Source organism: Cernens ardua (assembly GCF_051251085.1).
Taxonomy (GTDB): Bacteria; Pseudomonadota; Gammaproteobacteria; order Pseudomonadales; family Halomonadaceae; genus Cernens; species Cernens ardua.
Map to the genome: position 1 here is coordinate 276962 of NZ_JBPCZH010000001.1, position 17886 is coordinate 294847.

13 protein-coding genes are annotated in these 17886 nt (G+C 50.4%); 2 read left to right on the plus strand and 11 right to left on the minus strand.

The genetic code is table 11. The features are described from left to right. Positions 1–497: 497 nt before the first annotated feature. Positions 498–2504, plus strand: a complete 2007-nt coding sequence (locus LMG33818_RS01320; protein WP_442321550.1) for a DNA topoisomerase III — start codon at positions 498–500, stop codon at positions 2502–2504. Between the two features lie 62 nt (positions 2505–2566). Here the strand turns inward: LMG33818_RS01320 and LMG33818_RS01325 are convergent, their stop codons facing one another. The 3 genes from LMG33818_RS01325 to ppc form a co-directional block, all read right to left on the minus strand. Beyond that, on the minus strand, positions 2567–3115 hold the full coding sequence (locus LMG33818_RS01325; RefSeq protein ID WP_442321551.1) for a nucleotidyltransferase family protein: 549 nt from the start codon (positions 3113–3115) through the stop codon (positions 2567–2569). Next, positions 3093–3677: a GNAT family N-acetyltransferase gene (locus LMG33818_RS01330; protein ID WP_442321552.1), complete on the minus strand. Its 585-nt coding sequence runs from the start codon at positions 3675–3677 to the stop codon at positions 3093–3095. Before LMG33818_RS01330 ends, LMG33818_RS01325 begins: the two co-directional genes overlap by 23 nt. Before the next feature lie 231 nt (positions 3678–3908). After that, positions 3909–6593: a phosphoenolpyruvate carboxylase gene (gene ppc, locus LMG33818_RS01335; protein ID WP_442321553.1), complete on the minus strand. Its 2685-nt coding sequence runs from the start codon at positions 6591–6593 to the stop codon at positions 3909–3911. 236 nt (positions 6594–6829) lie between these two features. Here ppc and LMG33818_RS01340 point away from each other — a divergent pair, with 236 nt between their 5' ends. Further along, positions 6830–7675, plus strand: a complete 846-nt coding sequence (locus LMG33818_RS01340; protein ID WP_442321554.1) for an HD domain-containing protein — start codon at positions 6830–6832, stop codon at positions 7673–7675. A 203-nt stretch (positions 7676–7878) separates the two neighbouring features. Here LMG33818_RS01340 and mazG read toward each other — a convergent pair whose 3' ends face one another. The 8 genes from mazG to rnc all read right to left on the minus strand — a co-directional run bounded on the left by mazG (position 7879) and on the right by rnc (position 17570). Further along, positions 7879–8775, minus strand: a complete 897-nt coding sequence (gene mazG, locus LMG33818_RS01345) for a nucleoside triphosphate pyrophosphohydrolase (RefSeq protein ID WP_442321555.1) — start codon at positions 8773–8775, stop codon at positions 7879–7881. Positions 8776–8927: 152 nt separating this feature from the next. Next, entirely contained in the window at positions 8928–11189 is a 2262-nt protein-coding gene (relA, locus tag LMG33818_RS01350) for a GTP diphosphokinase (protein WP_442321556.1), read from the minus strand. A 462-nt stretch (positions 11190–11651) separates the two neighbouring features. After that, a complete protein-coding gene (gene rlmD / locus LMG33818_RS01355; protein WP_442321557.1) occupies positions 11652–13109 on the minus strand; it encodes a 23S rRNA (uracil(1939)-C(5))-methyltransferase RlmD in 1458 nt (485 codons plus the stop codon). After that, complete coding sequence (gene cysM / locus LMG33818_RS01360; RefSeq protein ID WP_442321558.1) at positions 13109–14005, minus strand: cysteine synthase CysM; 897 nt, start codon at positions 14003–14005, stop codon at positions 13109–13111. Before cysM ends, rlmD begins: the two co-directional genes overlap by 1 nt. Positions 14006–14014: 9 nt before the next feature. Continuing rightward, the gene (locus LMG33818_RS01365; protein WP_442321559.1) at positions 14015–14818 is read right to left on the minus strand and encodes a hypothetical protein; all 804 of its coding nucleotides are present in this window, start codon (positions 14816–14818) and stop codon (positions 14015–14017) included. A 104-nt stretch (positions 14819–14922) separates the two neighbouring features. Further along, entirely contained in the window at positions 14923–15636 is a 714-nt protein-coding gene (gene recO / locus LMG33818_RS01370) for a DNA repair protein RecO (RefSeq protein WP_442321560.1), read from the minus strand. Between the two features lie 309 nt (positions 15637–15945). After that, complete coding sequence (gene era, locus LMG33818_RS01375) at positions 15946–16881, minus strand: GTPase Era (protein ID WP_442321561.1); 936 nt, start codon at positions 16879–16881, stop codon at positions 15946–15948. Then, positions 16878–17570 carry a ribonuclease III gene (gene rnc, locus LMG33818_RS01380; RefSeq protein WP_442321562.1) on the minus strand — a complete coding sequence of 231 codons (693 nt, stop codon included), beginning with the start codon at positions 17568–17570 and terminating at the stop codon, positions 16878–16880. Before rnc ends, era begins: the two co-directional genes overlap by 4 nt. Between the last annotated feature and the right edge of the window lie 316 nt (positions 17571–17886).

The window sequence follows — 17886 nt, forward strand, 5'->3', positions numbered from 1 at the left end:
ACTATAAGCCCATATGCCCCCATGAAGTGGATACCAGAGAGACCAGCTGATTGCATAAGCAGTGTCTCAAATGAAGGGGGTATCGAACACTTGCGTTGTTGTCCATGAGTGTATGCAAAGTCACTCCAATGAACCTGTTGTCAGCCTTAAATCAGCAGATTAGTGCTCGTGATTCATGAATGAATACTGTATATTTAACCACACATGAAAAATGAACAGTGTCTTGTAGAGGGTCCTTGTCAGACCCGTCTTTCTGAAGACAACAAGTCATTCTGTCAAGGCGACAAGCCATTCTGTCAAGACGACAAGCCATGCCGTAACCATCAAATCGATCACTGATAATCCGATAGCTATATAAAAAAAGCTATCAACAAAAAAGCTATCAACAAAAAAGCTATTAACCGAATAGCTACCAAGCTGATACTAAATAATGCACATGATGTCGAAATAAGCAGTGCCATGATGTTGTTTATTACCTATACACAGGAAAGTTTTGCATGCGCCTGATCATCGCAGAAAAACCAAGCCTTGGCCGTGCCATAGCCCAGGCCTGTGATGACGACTTCTCGTCTCGGGAAGGGTGCCTGGTCGGGCGTAAAACCACCGTTAGCTGGTGTTATGGTCACTTGCTCGAACAAGCGCCACCGGATGCGTATGATCCTCTGTATAAACGTTGGTCTCTTGAGCATCTCCCCATCATTCCACATCAATGGAAGCTTGTACCTACAACGCAAGGTAAACGTCAGCTCGGCATCCTGAAAAAATTGTTGAAACAGGCAAGTGAAGTGGTACACGCGGGTGACCCGGATCGCGAAGGACAGCTTCTGGTACAGGAAACGCTCGATTATCTGGACTGGCGTGGTCCCGTACTACGCCTGCTCATCAATGACCTTAACCAGACAGCTGTCAGCAAGGCCCTTCGAGCATTACGTGATAACCGTGATTTTGCTCCCCTCTTTCAGGCAGCTGAATGTCGCTCACGTGCAGACTGGCTTTATGGCATTAACCTGTCGCGAGCATGGACGCTCACCGGCCAACAGGCAGGTCATCAGGGCGTGCTCTCGGTTGGGCGCGTTCAAACGCCGGTACTGGGCTTGATTGCACGGCGTGATGAAGAACGCGAAAACTTCGTTCCAGTGCCGTTCTTCTCTCCCTGGGCAGACTTCGAAACCGCGCAAGGAGTCACCCGCGCGTGGTGGCGGCCCATGGATAAAGAGGCGCTGATGGCACAGCAAAAAATGGATGAAGATGGTCGTCTACTCGATCCCGCCATCGCTGAGTCAATCACGCAAAAAGTATCGAGCGCACCGGCGCTGTTGAAGAGCCTGACACGTAAACGCAAGCGTCAACCACCGCCGTTGCCCTATTCGCTTTCAACACTGCAGATTGATGCCGCCCGCCGTTACAAGCTTTCAGCCCAACATGTACTGGATGCCGCCCAATCACTCTATGAACGGCATAAACTTATTACCTACCCGCGTTCCGACTGCCGGTATTTACCTACCACTTATCTCTCAGGTATAGCGTCGACTTTACAACACTCGTGCGCTGGAGATAACACGTTAATGGGCTGGCTGAACAATGCCGATACACGCTTGCGTAGCAGCGCATTCGACGATGGTAAAATCGGGGCTCACCATGGCTTGGCGCCCACTGGACATACCCCACAGTGGACACGTTTGAATGCCAATGAAAAGCACGTATACCACCTGATCGTACGTAACGTGGTGGCACAGTTTTATCCGCCTTTCGAATATGATGATATTCGGGCGGTTTTTCATGCCCCATCCAACACCGATACACCGGAGCAGTTTATTGCGACGGGCCGCGTTATTCATCACGCTGGATGGCGTCCGCTGTTCACGACAAAAAATGACGGTACAGAGCTGCCTTTATTGGTCGAAGGAGAAGCTGCCCGAGTTATCAATCAGGGCATCGAAGAGAGCATGACCAAAGCCCCCGCTCCCTTCAATGATGCCAGCCTGTTGAATGCCATGACACACGTGGCCCGTTATGTGACAGATGCCTCGGTCAGGAAAACGTTAAGAGAGACGGATGGTCTCGGCACTGAAGCCACACGCGCAGGGATTATTGAAACCCTGCTGAACCGGCAGCTTATTGTACGTCAACAGGGCACATTACGCGCTACCCGGGCAGGCCGTGCCTTGATCAGTGCACTCCCTGACGATGTCACACGTCCTGAACGTACTGCACAATGGGAGCAGGCGCTTTCCCTGATAAGTGAAGGCCGCCAACAGAGTTCCCCCTTTATAGACAAACTGATTAGTGAGTTGGCCGGGTTGCTCGGAAAGGCTGACGTGACTCGTATGAGGCAGGCTTTCGATGTGAGTCGTCAGCTTGATGTGCCCGAAGGAAAAACCTCTTCTTCAGCAGGAAAACGAAGCAGTCGGGGTAAGTATCGTCAGAATTCCTCTCGCAGAAAAATGGCGGGAAATAAAGCAAAGAGCACTACGCGAGGCCGGCAGTCGGGCACCGGAAAATGATCACAAGGCCGAGAGAGGGCGAGAAGATAGCGTGGGGGTATTAAATACCGTTGGAAATGCCGTTATTCATCAATAGCGGGAATTATCGTTAACCAAGGCCAGCGTGCCCGGTAATTTACTGCTTTCGCCAAAAATAGATCAGGCTGATTGATAAGTGGATTCATCCGTAAAATGCCACTTTCCAAATCGCCCAGACCATGAGTGCTATACAATTCACCTGATTGAACATCGATACCAACAGAGCATATGGGCATTAGGAATCTATCAATTCCTTCAGTGACGCTGCAAATGGGCTTACAGTGAGTACCAAATTTTTCGTAATACCACAAATGTACTCTAGCCTGATTACGGACCTCAACATGAACGCCAAGATGCTCACACGCGGTGTCGACTTGCCTGATAATGTGATCTTCAGATTCCCAAGAAGTGTCATCATCATAATAAAACACATCGTAATCACGAATTCCCCAGTTTATTGAATTACCTCCCTGAATATTCCAAATTGTCTGGAATAAACAACCGGCTGTTAACATCACATGAGGAATATCCAGTGCAGATAAAATGGCAATCAATTCAACATTGATCGCATTACGTAGCATCATTTCCTTCATCAATATTCTTTTCGCTATTCAATTGGTAATAATCGGTTTCCATAAGCACGTAAGACTGATGTTGGACCCTTTTGCCGCCACGGGATAGATAGTGCTGCCATTCTCGCCTGGTAGGCTTGAAACCAATCTTTTGGAGAATTCTGCCGGAAGCGGGATTATCCATTGCATGTCCCGAGATCAAAAGAGAAATCCCTAACTTTTTGAAAGCAAATTGCACTACTACATCTGCTACTTCAGTAGCATACCCTTTTCCCCAGTATGACTGATCCAGCCAATAGCCTAATTCCCCACAATGATTTGATATTTCATCAATATCAACGATACCAATCACATAACCATCAAGTTCAATCGCAAATCGATAAGCAGTGCCATCTGACCACTCATTTGGATGTTCACAAAACCACGTTTGTAGAGCCTTCAGGTCTGGGGGATAACTTGCCATTCGCAGCATCCAACTAACATCCCTTTGATTTTGAATCTCAAATGCTCTAATAAAATCCGCTTCAATAGTTGGGCGAATGAGCAACCGATCAGTGATTAAGGTGAATGGTTTAACAGCCATGCAAATTGCTCGCTCACATTTTTTAATGGCATGAAATAAAATGTATTATCAGTGAGACATACTTCCCTAGCATGAATGACAAATTGGGGCGTATTCGTAACAACCATGCTCTACGTAAATGCCCAAAAACAAAAGCCCAATACTTTTACAAGCATCGGGCTTTCAATAATAAGCGAAATACCCTCCCACGAATCACTCATGATCACGCAGATATTCGTTGGCTGTGTACGCTTAGCCTGTGTTACGAAGCCCCGCGGCGATACCGGCCATGGTGACCATCAATGCGTGTTCCAGTGAAGGCGCGATTTCACCATCCCCTCTTTCCCATCGAGCCAATAGTTCGGCCTGCAAGCCATGCAAGGGGTCAAGATATGGATTGCGCAAAGCAATCGCCTGGCGAATCAATTGCGAATTTTCCAATAACATCGACTGCCCCGTAATATCCAGCAATACGGAGGTCAGTGCGTGTAAACGTTCACGCAGTGATTTACCGAGTGCTTTCAATTCCGGATCCTTGATCAATCGCTCTTCATAATAAGCGGTAATAGTAGGATCAGACTTCGCCAATAGCATTTCGAGCAAATCAAGATACGTAGTGAAGAAGGGCCACTGAGTCTTCATCTTGATGATGATATCCCTGCCCTCTTCATCATTCCAACGTTCGGCAAAAGCCGTATCTGTACCCAGCCAGGCCGGTAACATCAGGCGGGTTTGTGTCCAGGCGAAAATCCACGGAATCGCCCGCAAGGATTCCACTCCCCCTTCTGCACGCCGTTTAGCTGGCCGAGAACCCAATGCCAAACGCCCCAACGCAGTCTCCGGCGTGATAGTACGAAAATAAGGCACGAAACGTGGATCTTCACGCACGACATTGACGTAGGTTTGATGCGCTATCCCCGCCAGTCGATTCATCTCCTCACGCCACTCCTCACGAGGTACGGGAGGCGGTAGTAGCGTTGCCTCCAATACCGCTCCCAAATAAATCTCGATATTGCGTTTGGCGATGTGGGGCTGACCAAATTTGAAGCGAATCATCTCGCCCTGTTCTGTGACGCGCAAGCTACCGCTCACCGAGCCGGGGGGCTGGGACAAAATCGCCGCATGCACCGGACCGCCACCGCGACCGACCGTGCCTCCACGGCCATGGAACAACGTTAGCGATACCCCTGCCTGACGACACACATTCACCAGGGCTTCCTGCGCCCGATACTGCGCCCAGGCCGCGGCCAGCTGACCAGCATCCTTGGCTGAATCCGAATACCCGATCATGACCTGCTGGTGATCTCCGATCAGGTCTCGATAAACAGGGATCGTCAGGAGTTTTTCAATCACAGGACCGGCGCCATCCAGATCATCCAGTGTCTCGAACAAGGGAGAAATGGGCAAACGGCGTGTGCCGGTCGCTTTCATCAGCAAGGCAACAGTAAGGACGTCCGAGACTTCCGTCGCCATGGAAATCACATAGCTGCCCAGCGAATAAGGCGGCGCCTCTGCGATCACCTTGAAGGTATCGAGCACTTCCTGTACGTCAGCTGAAGGGTGCCAATCCAGGGGAATCAAGGGACGTTTGGACGCCAGCTCTCTGATGAGGAAATCCTGACGCTGTTGTTCATCCCATTGTAGATAGTCTTCGCCGGTCAAATGTTGGACCAGCTCAGCAATGGCTTCGGTATGACGCTCAGACTCCTGACGGATATCAAGGCGAGTCAACGTAATGCCGAAACAACTAATCCGGCGCAGCATATCCTTCAAACTGCCGTTGGCGATACTGCTCATGCCACTGTCAATCAATGATTGATAACAGAGCTGCAAGGGTGCGAAGAGATCACTCGGCGTTTCGATCAAAGAAATACTGGTTTGCTCATCACGACCATCCAAACGCGCCCACATGACATCACGTGTGACGGTCAACCTGTCAATCAAGGAACGAATGATATGACGATAGGGTTCTGGTGAATTGTTGGTCACTGCCATCAACTCTTCGTTGGCACGCCACATGGAGAGTTCAACACGCAGATTTTCAAGATCGCGCAGATAGAGTGTGGCAGCAGCAGCACGAGCCTGATACAACACCTCCCGCGTAATACGAGCAGTGACATTGGGATTGCCATCGCGATCGCCCCCCATCCATGAAGCAAAGCGCAGAGGGACTGAGTCCAATGGCAAAGGAGAGCTGCCAATCGCAACCAATTGACGATCCAGATCACGATAAAAATCAGGCAAGGCTTGCCACAGGGAGTGTTCGATAACCGCAAAACCCCAACGGGCTTCATCTACCGGCGAGGGACGATCATGGCGAATCTCGTCGGTGTGCCATACCTGCGCCATTAGCTCCGCCAGCCGCTCCAGTAAACGATTGTGATCGGCTGAATCCGTGGCGACTTTTTCCAATGCGCCCAAACACTGATCCATCTGATCATATTTTTGAATCAACGTACGCCGGACGACTTCTGTCGGATGGGCGGTGAGCACCAGGTCGATATTCATATTCGACAGTACGTCATGCAACCGGTCGAGAGAGACACCCTGCCCCAACAAACGCTGGATCAGCGCCGGCAGTTCATCCGGCTGGCGCTCTGGACGATAGTCCTCTACCTGTGCATGACTGGCACGATAATGCTGCTCGGCCATATTGGTGACGTTCAGAAACTGGTTGAAGGCGCGAGTCACCGGCAGCAATTCTTCTTCAGGCAACCCTCGTAAATACTCAATCAGTGCATCGAAACTTTTGCTTTCACGCCCTAAATGCGCTTTTTTAGCCAAAGCCCGGAGTGTTTCTACATGACTGAGAAACGCATCGCCACGCTCCTGACGCATGGTATTGCCCAGCATCTCCCCAAGGATACGTACATTTTCACGCAAGGATTCATTCAACTGGTTACTTTCAGCGTACACAGGCAGGGTGTTTTTCGACATTACAACGTGTCCCGATGCTTCAGAACCTCAGGAAGGTGCTGACTCTAAGTAGGATAAAGGGTTCGCTTATTGGCACTTTGTTGCTAACAATGACGTTTCAAAAAATCACGTGACGTATGTCAGCAATACATTGTCGAGATCAAATGAAGACCGGCAAGGTATATGTAAAGCAACAGTAACTAATAGCGCCAAGATTCACTTTGGTCGATAAAACTTTAGTAAAAGAGAAAAATAATATGCCTTTCTCAGCAACCTCAACCTGGGACGAAACTTTCGAAAACATCATTCGGGAACAGATTACAGTGGAGGATGCCTCCCATGATATGGCTCACTTCAGACGTGTTTTAGCCAATGCCAGAAAAATAGCCACACTGGAAATGAATCAAACAAGCACATCGGCATTTAGTGAACATACAGAAGGCAAAGCATACGAAACGGCAAGGGTCAATGCCTCTACAAACACCGATACAACGCCCGCAGCAGAGCATAAGCGAAATGATGCGCAGCCAAAAAGTATCAATCCGGATGTATTAACGGCAGCCTGTTACTTCCATGATATTGTCAGCCTTCCCAAGCACCATCCGGATCGCTCACGATCTTCTGTATTAGCGGCTAATCGTGCGATTGAACTACTCAAGGCCTTTTGCCCTTCATTCCCCTCCGCCTTGTACGGGCAGATCAAACACGCCATTGAGGCTCATAGTTTTAGTGCCAATATAGAGACTAAAACGCTGGAAGCATGCATTGTTCAGGATGCTGACAGGCTGGAATCTCTCGGGGCCATTGGGCTGGCACGTGTTTTCTACATAGGAGGAAAACTGAATCATGATCTTTTCAATGCCGAAGATCCGCTAGCTCAACAGCGCCCTTTAAAGGACATGCACTATGTATTGGACCATTTCCAAACCAAATTGCTGACACTCCCCGATACGATGAAAACGGCATCGGGTAAAAAATTGGCCAGGCAACAAGCGCATTACATGATTGAATATGTAGGAAAACTGGTCGCTGAACTTAACGGTGATATTGAGGGAAAAGATCTATCGGCGATGGAGCTACTTGAGAAGAAATTCAACTGTTAGCTTCTTCCACGCTAGAATAATGATGCATGATGGCGGACCGAAAACATGGCGCAACACACCGGGTGCATGAGCAATCCGTACTAAAACGAGGAGGTGAAATAAATTGTTCAATGTGAACGATCAAATGCGCTTTCCAAACACTTAACTTAGCCTCATACGCCCTTCATTCGTATGCCGTGCAAATAAATGTGGGACAGAAAATATTACCCTTTTTCCTGACGTTTAACCTGCTGCCAATAGTATCCGAGCATATTCAGGTCATCCCCTTCCTGATAAAGCGCCTCGACACCACGAAAACGACGCTCGAATTTCCGATTGGCCTGATTGAGCGCATGCTCGGGGTCAACCCCTAGCTTTCGACAATAGCAGGCGGTTGCGAAAAGCAGATCACCCAACTCTTCTTCAACGTCTTGTGAGGTTTTCAAACGGACCGCCTCATCCACCTCAGCAAGCTCTTCTTCGACTTTCGCCTTTGCATTTTCAGGGTCTGGCCAGTCAAAACCGAGCCGTGCAGCACGTTTTTTCAATTTGGCCGCTCGGGTTAGAGCAGGCAAGGCAAGAGGAATATCATCCATAAGCGAAGAGGTGTTGGATGCAGAACGCTCATTACGCTCCTGCGACTTTTTCGCTTCCCACGCGTTATTAACGTCTGATTGAGTTAATGACCACGCGGGTTGGTGATGCCGCCGTGATGCCAATGTTCCTTCAGGGAAGACATGAGGATGACGTGCCACCATTTTAGCGACCAGTCCATCAATGACATCAGAAAAATCAAAGCGCCCTTCTTCATCAGCAAATTGTGCGTAATAAACCACCTGAAAGAGCAAATCACCCAATTCAGAACGCACTTCGTCGAAGGCTCGGCGATGAATCGCATCGGCTACCTCGTAGGCTTCCTCGAGCGTATGCGGCACGATAGAATCCCACGACTGTTCTACATCCCATGGGCACCCTTCGTCTTCACTGCGCAGCGTTCGCATAAGCTCAAGCAAATCCGTGAGCTCATAGTTTTCCTGCTGTGAGGAGGATGGTGCAACTTCCGCCCTGTTGACGTAATTGGTATTCACAGAGACGTTATTATTTGGAGCGCGATCAGTCACAACAGTTGCCTTGTTGAAGAGAAAAAGAGTAGAGAACTATACGGATAGGCGACGGCGTTCATTTGCGTCGAACGCCGCCTTTCTGACATCAAATGACACGAGAAGCAGCCCACGACACACCATTCAACACGTTATGTATATGCAGCTGCCGGTTAACTGGGCTCGACTTGCCCACCCTGGCGTAATCGACGCACATCGACGACATTGGAAAGTTGCTGAATCTGATTGAAAATTTTCTCCAATGCTTCCAACCCGGATACTTCCAGAGACATTTTCAATCGAGCCATATGATCTTCGGGATTAGTGAGAGTATTAACCGACATCAAGTTGGCTTTCTCATTGGAGAGCACGCTCACCACGTCGCGTAACAGGCCTGTTCTGTCCCATGCCAACACTTCCATATCAACAAGATAACTCTGGGACTGCCCCTCTCCCCACTCCACTTCGACAATACGGCTGGGCTCGTCCAAACGCAATTGCAGGAGATTCGGGCAATCCTGGCGGTGTACGGTAACGCCACGGCCATGGGTGATAAATCCTGCAATGGCATCGCCGGGTACTGGATGGCAACAGTTTGCCATCTGTGTCTTCAGGTTACCTACCCCTTGAACGGTGATGGCATCCTGTGACTCTTTACGTGGACGTTTGGAACGAGTGAGTAATCGATGGAGCTCACCACTGTCGTCCTCATCATCCCCAAACAGATGTTGTGCCTGTGAAAGTACCTGTCCTACGCGCAGATCACCCGCACCGATAGCGGCGTACATATCATCCACGTTGCTGTAGTTAACCGCGTGAGCCAAACGCTCACGGTCCAGACCTTCCAGTACCAACCGCTGAAATTCCCGTTCCAGCAATGCCTTGCCTTCTTCCAGATTCTGCCCACGTGCCTGCTGCTTGAACCACGCCTGAATCTTGGCCCGTGCACGGGAGGTTCGCACATACCCCAGCCCTGGATTCAACCAATCGCGACTTGGCCCCCCCTGACGAGAGGTCAGGATTTCAACCTGTTGCCCGGTTTTCAACGTGTAGGTCAAGGGCACAATACGACCGTCCACCTTGGCACCACGGCAGCGGTGGCCAATTTCGGTATGCACACGATAGGCAAAATCGATCGGCGTCGCCACGCTGGGCAGGTCGATAACGTGCCCTTCCGGCGTAAAGACATAAATGCGATCGGAAGCGATGTCAGTACGTAACTCACTACTGATATCCTGAATCTCACCCACTTCTTCCTGCCAGTCGATGACCTGACGCAACCAGGCAATTTTCTCTTCATACCCGACACTGCGCGAATTGACATCATGCCCCTTGTAGCGCCAATGAGCACATACGCCATACTCCGCATCTTCATGCATGGCGAAGGTACGAATCTGAATTTCAAGAATCTTGTTATTGGGCCCGAAAACCGCTGTGTGAAGAGACTGATAACCATTCGGTTTGGGATTGGCGATATAATCATCAAACTCATTCGGCACGGGATGCCAACGTGAGTGAATGAGTCCCAGCACGGTATAACAATCGCTCAATTCAGGCAGAAGCACACGTACAGCACGTACGTCATATACCTGTGAAAAATCGATATGCTTGCGCTGCATTTTGCGCCAGATGGAATAGATGTGCTTGGCACGACCATCCACCTGATAGCGGGATATTCCTTGGGCTTTCAGCAGGTCAATGATGGTGTTCTTGGCATCATCAATGTAGTGGTCACGGTCCAGTCGCTTTTCAGCAAGCTGCTTAGCAATCGATTTGTACTCCGCTTCATGCAGATAACGGAAAGACAAATCCTCCAGCTCCCACTTGATCTGTCCGATCCCCAGACGGTGGGCCAATGGCGCGTAGATATCGAAAACCTCGCGTGCAACACGCTGCCATTTATCGCGCGAGTCATCACGTACCTGACGCAACATGGTAGTACGTTCAGCGATCTTGATCAGGGCGACACGTACGTCATCAATCATGGTCACCAGCATCTTGCGCAGGTTCTCCTGCTGATTATGCTGGCTCAGCCCCCCTTGCGGGGTTTGCAACTGGCTGATCGCGGCCATGCGTAACACACCGGCAATCAGATTGGCCACATCGTCGCCAAAATCACGGCGAACATCTTCCAATGGGATCAGCTCTTTACGAACGCAACGGTATAGTACCGCGGCGGTCAACGTATCCTGATCAAGATGAAGTTCCGAGAGGATATCGGCCATCTCCAGGCCCGCTCTGAAATTGGAGCCCAGATGGTGCCAGGAAGGGTAGTTCTCCATCGCCCGAATGACCGCAGCACGGGAGTAGTAACAGGCACGCTCAAGCTCAGCCGGATTCTCCAGCTTGACCTCTCGCCCCAAATGATGCACCCAGGCGGGGATATCGACACGGCCTTCCGTATCGAGGGGTTGATCTTCGCGTACCTTCACCATGAGAGCTACCTCTGGTTTCCATAAATCAATGACTATAAATCAGTAACTATAAAGTTATAGTCGCTTTCATCCACTTTTGCTTTTACAGACTTCCCGATGCCAGATGCCGGTATTGGAAGTGTCATGCCTTGACTGAGGTGTTAATGCTCCGTTCGATCTGAGCAGCGGTCAATCATCGCAGTGCTACATAATCCCAGTGCTACATCATCGCAGTGCTACATCAATCAGCAGAGCACCACATCATTAAGTCATTAAGTCATTAAGTCATCGGACAATCGCTGCATGGATCAATTCGTCGAATACCGATCCACAAAAACGTTGGTTCACACAGGCATCGAACGATCATGACATCGATCAATATCCTCATAGGATAACAAAACATTAAGGGTCTTGACTGTTCAACCAATGTTGATTGTCATCAATTTCAGGTAAAAACGCATTTGCATGCCTCCTTCGTCGGCATCAATTCCGTTCAAATAATGAAATGGACTCCATATGCGCAGTTTGCGGGAACATATCCACCATATTGATATGCTTCAGCCGATACCCTTTATCCGTTAACACTGCCGCATCCCTTGCCAGCGTGGTCGGATCGCATGAGACATAAATCAGCCTTGAAGGTGAAGCCGTACCAAATGACTTAACTACAGCATGAGCGCCCCCCCTGGGTGGATCAAGCAATACCAGCTCGACCTTCTCAAAGGACGGTGCTTTGGCAAGATCCTGTGCATCCGCTCTGATATCGAGCTTCAGGCGCTGCGCATTGACCTGAAGTTGTCTTACCATCCCTTCACTGCCTTCAATCGCATGTACATGCCATCCACGCTCAGCCAGTGGCAATGTGAAGTTGCCCACGCCGGCAAACAGATCCAATACATTCAGATCAGCCTGACTCCCCGACCAGTCAAGAACCGTGTTAATCAGATGCTGGTTGACCTCTCCATTCACTTGAATGAAATCGCCGGGCCTAAAACCGATGGGAAGCGTTTTTGATTCTCCAAGGGAGACGCGATAAAACACCTCCTTCACGTGAGTAGAAGAATTGCCACGGTCAAATACCAACATGATATGCCATGCATCGGCAAAAGCTTGCCACTGGGCCTCATCCTGAGCATGGGGGCGAATTTGCCTGATCACCAATACAGCACAGCCAGCTTTTTCACCATGAACCGACGCATCATGAACAGTGACACCATCAGCATCAGGGGCATTATCAACGTTTTCGGGAGCATACGAATCCGCCGCAATCAATTCGATATGCCCCACATTTTTCGGTATTTCCAACGACTGCAAAAGCGTCCGTATAGGGGCCAACAACGCGTGTAAAGCGGGGACCAGTATCGGGCATTCCACAATGTCAAAAAGGCGATCACTGCCCTCGCGTCGAAATCCAAAATGGACATCGCCCTGGCTATCCACTTTGACGCCAAGCCGTGCGCGTCGCCGATATCCATAAGGCGCATCCGACAGGATTCCGATACGTTCAGCAGAAAGCCCTTCACGTTCCAGATGTTCTCCCAGCACATGTTGCTTGAAGGTACGCTGGGCTCGTATATCCATATGCTGCAAACGGCATCCACCACATTGGTGGAAGTGCTGACACTGCGGTTCGACACGATCAGGGCTGGTGCTCAACCATTCAGCCACATGGGCTTCGTTATAGCGGCTACGTTGGCGATGAATTTTAATCCTTACCTTTTCACCGGGTAGCGCTTGGTCGATAAAAACGGTTTTGCCATCGGACTGACGAGCCACACCTCGCCCATCATGTGAAAGGCGTAGCACCTCCAGAATATCGTTATTCGAACTTATATTGGATTCGACGGCCGCATGATCCGAGGGGATTTGTCGATCTTTTGTTTCTCGCGCCTGACGATCCTGCGCAGGGCGTCGTGGTGGACGCCGTTTACCCAATGCCATTAATCAACCTTCTTATCTGCAGTGAAGAGGCCAGTGGAAAGGTAACGGTCACCGCGGTCACAGACGATAAAGGCGATCACCGAATTACTCACCTGTTCAGCCACCTTAAGCGCTCCCTGTAAGGCACCACCGGAAGAAACACCGGCCAAAATACCTTCTTCACGCGCCAATAAACGCATCCCTTCTTCCGCTTCAGACTGACTTATATCCAGAATGCGATCTACGCGCTCTGGCTGAAAAATAGCGGGCCGGTAAGCCTCGGGCCAACGGCGGATACCCGCAATGCGAGACCCTTCGGACGGCTGAAGCCCTACAATTTCAATCGCCGGATTTTGCTCCTTCAAATAGCGGGAAACCCCCATGATCGTGCCCGTCGTTCCCATGGCGCTCACGAAGTGGGTAATCTTGCCGTCTGTCTGTTCCCACAGTTCCGGGCCCGTCGAGCGGTAGTGCGCCAGAGGGTTATCGCTATTGGCGAACTGGTTGAGTGACTTGGCTTCACCCTCTGCCACCATTTTGTCAGCCAGATCACGTGCGGCTTCCATACCCTCCGCCAGAATCAGATCTGCACCGTAAGCAGCCATGACTTGCTTGCGTTCTTCGCTGGCATCCGCCGGAAGAATGACCGTCAGGTGATACCCTTTCAGCGTTGCTACCATGGCCAGTGCAATACCGGTATTACCGGAGGTGGCTTCGACGAGACGATCACCGGGGGTAATATCGCCACGGGCTTCTGCTTCCGAGATAAGGGAAAGGGCTGCCCGATCCTTGACTGAACCTGCCGGATTATTGCCCTCCAACTTGGCAACAATGATGTTGTTATCGCCTGCATTCAAATGCTGCAGGCGTACCAGGGGCGTATTTCCAACTATATTTTCAACGTAGGGAATCGTCATTTTTCGACCTTAATGATGACAGCCACAATCTGCATCATGATCGTGGTGATGATGTTCATGATCCTCAAGTGCCAATTGCAGCCCTGCCTCCTGAGCCTTCACAAGGGTAACCATGAGTGTTTGCAATACAGCCCCCAACCCTTTTTGTAACGCTAAAGGTAAAATGGCCGCACCTATTTCAATTGCAGAGACACCGGGTAATGCAGCGGCTTCCTCAGCATCCTTGAGGGACGGTAATTCAGTAAGATAAACGAATCGGTCGGCGTCGTTTGCATGCTCTATTATCGACCCCAGGACGGCCAATTTTTGCTCGCGTTCAGCTCCACGACAGCTCGCCCATGAGCGTGTATCCAGACACACCCCTTCGATTCTTTCTGGCAGCGCCATCAGATCCGTAGCCTTTGAAGAGGGGAACATGGCCAGTATTTCTGCGGGGTTTTCTGTTGAAAAAGAGTCAGATAAACCGGATATCAAATGGCTATCCATGGGCTCGCTTCCCGACGCCACAAGGCATACTTGCGCGGGCGCCAACGCATACGCCTTGGCAATCAATTCGCGATCTGCGGCAGGAACACGTACAAGAAGACGATGGCGTGCAATAGTGGCAATCAGGCTGATGACCTGCTGAACGAACTCCGATGGAGTGAGAGATACGGCAATATAATCCGCCCCTTCCAGTGCATTCAACGCCATCGCTAGGCAATTGGATAAAGCTTCCGGGTCAGGTGACTGAGTAGTCGAGTCCTGTTCAGCTTCGATAGCCGTCATGAGCGTATCAAAGTTGAAGCCTAACTGAAGTCTCAAATCATACATGTGGGGCTCCGGTGATAATGATGAAGTGCCGGCATCTGACAAATTCAGGTCGATACGATCCTTGTCGACCTAAAACAAGTTGGCCTGAACTGATTCATGATAACTCATGATAGAGATTGGCGGCGGCGCTTTTCAATCAGGGACATCAATAATGCCCGTGATTTCAACGGTCGATCACCCATATAGGGTAGGAGCGCCTGCCGTAATAACCAACGTGCCTCACGCGCCACGGTCGGGGCCTCCCACTCGCCCATTGCAAGCCGTCGAAGCTGACGTCCATCCAAACCCTGCGTATGACCGGAGGCCTCTGTAAAGCGCCGTGAAGCCACCTGATACAGATAAGTCTGCTGTGAAGAAAGCGACTGCCCTGCTTCCGTTTCGAAAACAGGCTCTGCATCCAGTGCTTCCAATAGGGTAATTTCCAACCGGCGAAGCCCCGATGCCCTCTCAGCGGGCACTTTAAGTGCTTCCAACAATGCGCCATAGTGAGCAAAGACAGATTCGACCGGAAACTCGCGAGGAAGGCAGCGTGCAAGGAGCTCATTGGCATAAAACCCACATAGTAGCCCCTCACCGGCCAACATCACACCCGCTTTGGTCGATTCGATCAGCGTCAGCGTTTTGAGATCGCGCTCTCCACGCCAGGAGACATGCAGGGGCGTAAAAGGCTGCAAATTACTGCGGCTTTTACTACCGGGGCGCGCAACACCACGGGCAACGCCCCGAATGAGACCATGCTCCAGCGTAACAAGATCGACCAGCGCACTGGTTTCACGATAGGGACGGCGATGAAGGAGATAGGCAGGTTGCAATGACATCCATGCATCCTTTTACAAATATCCGTAACAAAAAGTACGGAGATGGAGCATTCCGGGTCGATTCAGAATATGGAATGAGACCTACAAGGCAGCATTAACCAAACTTCAGAGTGATATTTCCAGCGCCCAGAAGCAACTTGCGCCAGCCACCCTGGAATCAGTCATGTCACAGCAGCGTCTATCGGCAACGCTCGCGGCAGTAATTTGCATGATCCACACACGCGCAAGAAACGTGAGTGACGCCCCCCCCCTGGCTAAGACGACAGGATGAAGACGCCCGTAACATAGCCTGCAGCGCCAAGACCACGACTATTCGTCGTCGTAACCCAGGCTTTTAAGTGCGCGGGCATCATCCGACCAGCCCCGTTTGACCTTGACCCAAAGTTTGAGCATGACTTTCTTGTCGAAAAGCTTCTCCATCTCGATACGCGCATCCTTTCCGATCTGCTTGATGCGTTCACCGCCTTCACCAATGAGAATCTTTTTCTGACCGTCACGCTCGACCAACATCAAGGCATTGATACGCAGAATATGGCCTTCATCGCGAAATTGTTCGATTTCAACCGTCATCTGGTAAGGCAACTCATCCCCCAGCTGACGCATGACTTTTTCACGTACCAGCTCTGATGCAAGAAAACGCTCGCTTTTATCGGTAATCTGCTCTTCGGGAAAGTAATGAGGGCCTTCGGGCAAATGTTTGGCGACCTCTTCTTCCAATGCTTTCACACCCGTACCATGTTTGGCCGAGACAGGCATGATCGCAGCAAAAGCACGCTTTTTAGCAACTTTTTCAAGCCATGGAAGCATGACTGACTTATCCTTCAGCCAGTCCATCTTGTTGATCGCCAAAATCACGGGTGCTTTTACGGACGCCAGTTTTTTGAGCACGATATCATCTTCATCAGTCCAACGGGTACGGTCGATAATGAAAACCACACAGTCAACATCGCGTAACGCCTGTGATGCTGTCTGGTTCATGAACTGGTTGATGGCTCGATTACGATCCTTGCTCATGATGTGCATACCCGGGGTATCCACATAAATGGCCTGTGTGTTACCGATCGTATTAACACCCATGACCTGATGACGGGTTGTCTGTGGACGACGGGACGTAATGGATATTTTTTGCCCAAGGATGCGGTTCATCAACGTGGATTTACCGACATTGGGACGCCCAACAATCGCGACAAATCCACAGCGCGAGACATCGTCAGTCGGTGTATGGTCAGGGGTGATATCGCTCATGATGATCTCCGGGGATTAGGGTTCAAATGGGTAAGGACACGCTCGGCAGCCTGCTGTTCAGCACTGCGTCGGCTAGGGCCGTGCCCTTCTTCCGGAGTCTCCAGCACATCCACATGGCACAATACAGTAAAGTGCTGATCATGGGCTTCACCTTCAATGGAAGTCACTTCATAACGCGGCAAGGGATTCTGACGAGACTGCATGAACTCCTGAAGGCGGGTTTTAGGGTCCTTCATGGTGTCTTCCAGCGTCGTGTTCTCCAGACGGTGTGCAAACCATTTGAGAATACACCGCTGGACCTCAGCCATACCGGCATCCAGATAAATCGCCCCGATAATCGCCTCAACAGCATCTGCCAGAATGGATTCACGGCGATGACCACCACTTTTCATCTCACCCGAACCAAGACGCAGAAATTGACCGAGCTCAAATTCCAGCGCGACCTTTGCCAGAGTCTCACCCTTCACCAAACGAGCACGTAAGCGCGAAAGCTGCCCTTCACGTGCTTTGGGAAATCGGGTAAACAGGGCCTCCCCGATCACAAAATTCACGATGGAATCCCCCAGGAATTCCAAACGCTCATTATTCTTGCCGCCCACACTCCGATGGGTCATGGCAAGCTCCAGCAATGACGGGTCATTGAAGGAGTGATCAAGGCGTTTTGTCAGGGTCGAAAGAGAGCTGCTCACGTGTATTCTCAACTTTTCAGTGCGAAATGTGTGCTGACAAGAGCCACTGGGGCACTATGTCAGGCAGGCACATATATCAATAAATACAATGATTCCCAAACATCGTTATACACAGATGCATCAATTGATATATAGCCGCGCTTATAGACGCTTTTTTATTCGTACCCGACCCCTCGGGCGGTCTCCCAAGGGGTCGGTTTCCATAGAGTATAGACAGTAAACGCCAAAAATGACGGGGTCATCCAATGTCTGTCAGGAACGCGAAAATTCAAGTCAAAGTATGGCTTGCTCCCCGATTCCGGCTTATTCATCGACG

Excerpts from the sequence above, each read along its gene's own strand:
- relA (WP_442321556.1), bottom strand. The coding sequence starts at position 11,189 with ATGGTGAAGGTACGCGAAGATCAACCCCTCGATACGGAAGGCCGTGTC.
- ppc (WP_442321553.1), bottom strand. The coding sequence starts at position 6,593 with ATGTCGAAAAACACCCTGCCTGTGTACGCTGAAAGTAACCAGTTGAAT.
- LMG33818_RS01325 (WP_442321551.1), bottom strand. The coding sequence starts at position 3,115 with ATGAAGGAAATGATGCTACGTAATGCGATCAATGTTGAATTGATTGCC.
- recO (WP_442321560.1), bottom strand. The coding sequence starts at position 15,636 with ATGTCATTGCAACCTGCCTATCTCCTTCATCGCCGTCCCTATCGTGAA.
- LMG33818_RS01340 (WP_442321554.1), top strand. The coding sequence starts at position 6,830 with ATGCCTTTCTCAGCAACCTCAACCTGGGACGAAACTTTCGAAAACATC.
- rlmD (WP_442321557.1), bottom strand. The coding sequence starts at position 13,109 with ATGGCATTGGGTAAACGGCGTCCACCACGACGCCCTGCGCAGGATCGT.
- cysM (WP_442321558.1), bottom strand. The coding sequence starts at position 14,005 with ATGACGATTCCCTACGTTGAAAATATAGTTGGAAATACGCCCCTGGTA.
- LMG33818_RS01330 (WP_442321552.1), bottom strand. The coding sequence starts at position 3,677 with ATGGCTGTTAAACCATTCACCTTAATCACTGATCGGTTGCTCATTCGC.
- era (WP_442321561.1), bottom strand. The coding sequence starts at position 16,881 with ATGAGCGATATCACCCCTGACCATACACCGACTGACGATGTCTCGCGC.
- LMG33818_RS01320 (WP_442321550.1), top strand. The coding sequence starts at position 498 with ATGCGCCTGATCATCGCAGAAAAACCAAGCCTTGGCCGTGCCATAGCC.
- LMG33818_RS01365 (WP_442321559.1), bottom strand. The coding sequence starts at position 14,818 with ATGTATGATTTGAGACTTCAGTTAGGCTTCAACTTTGATACGCTCATG.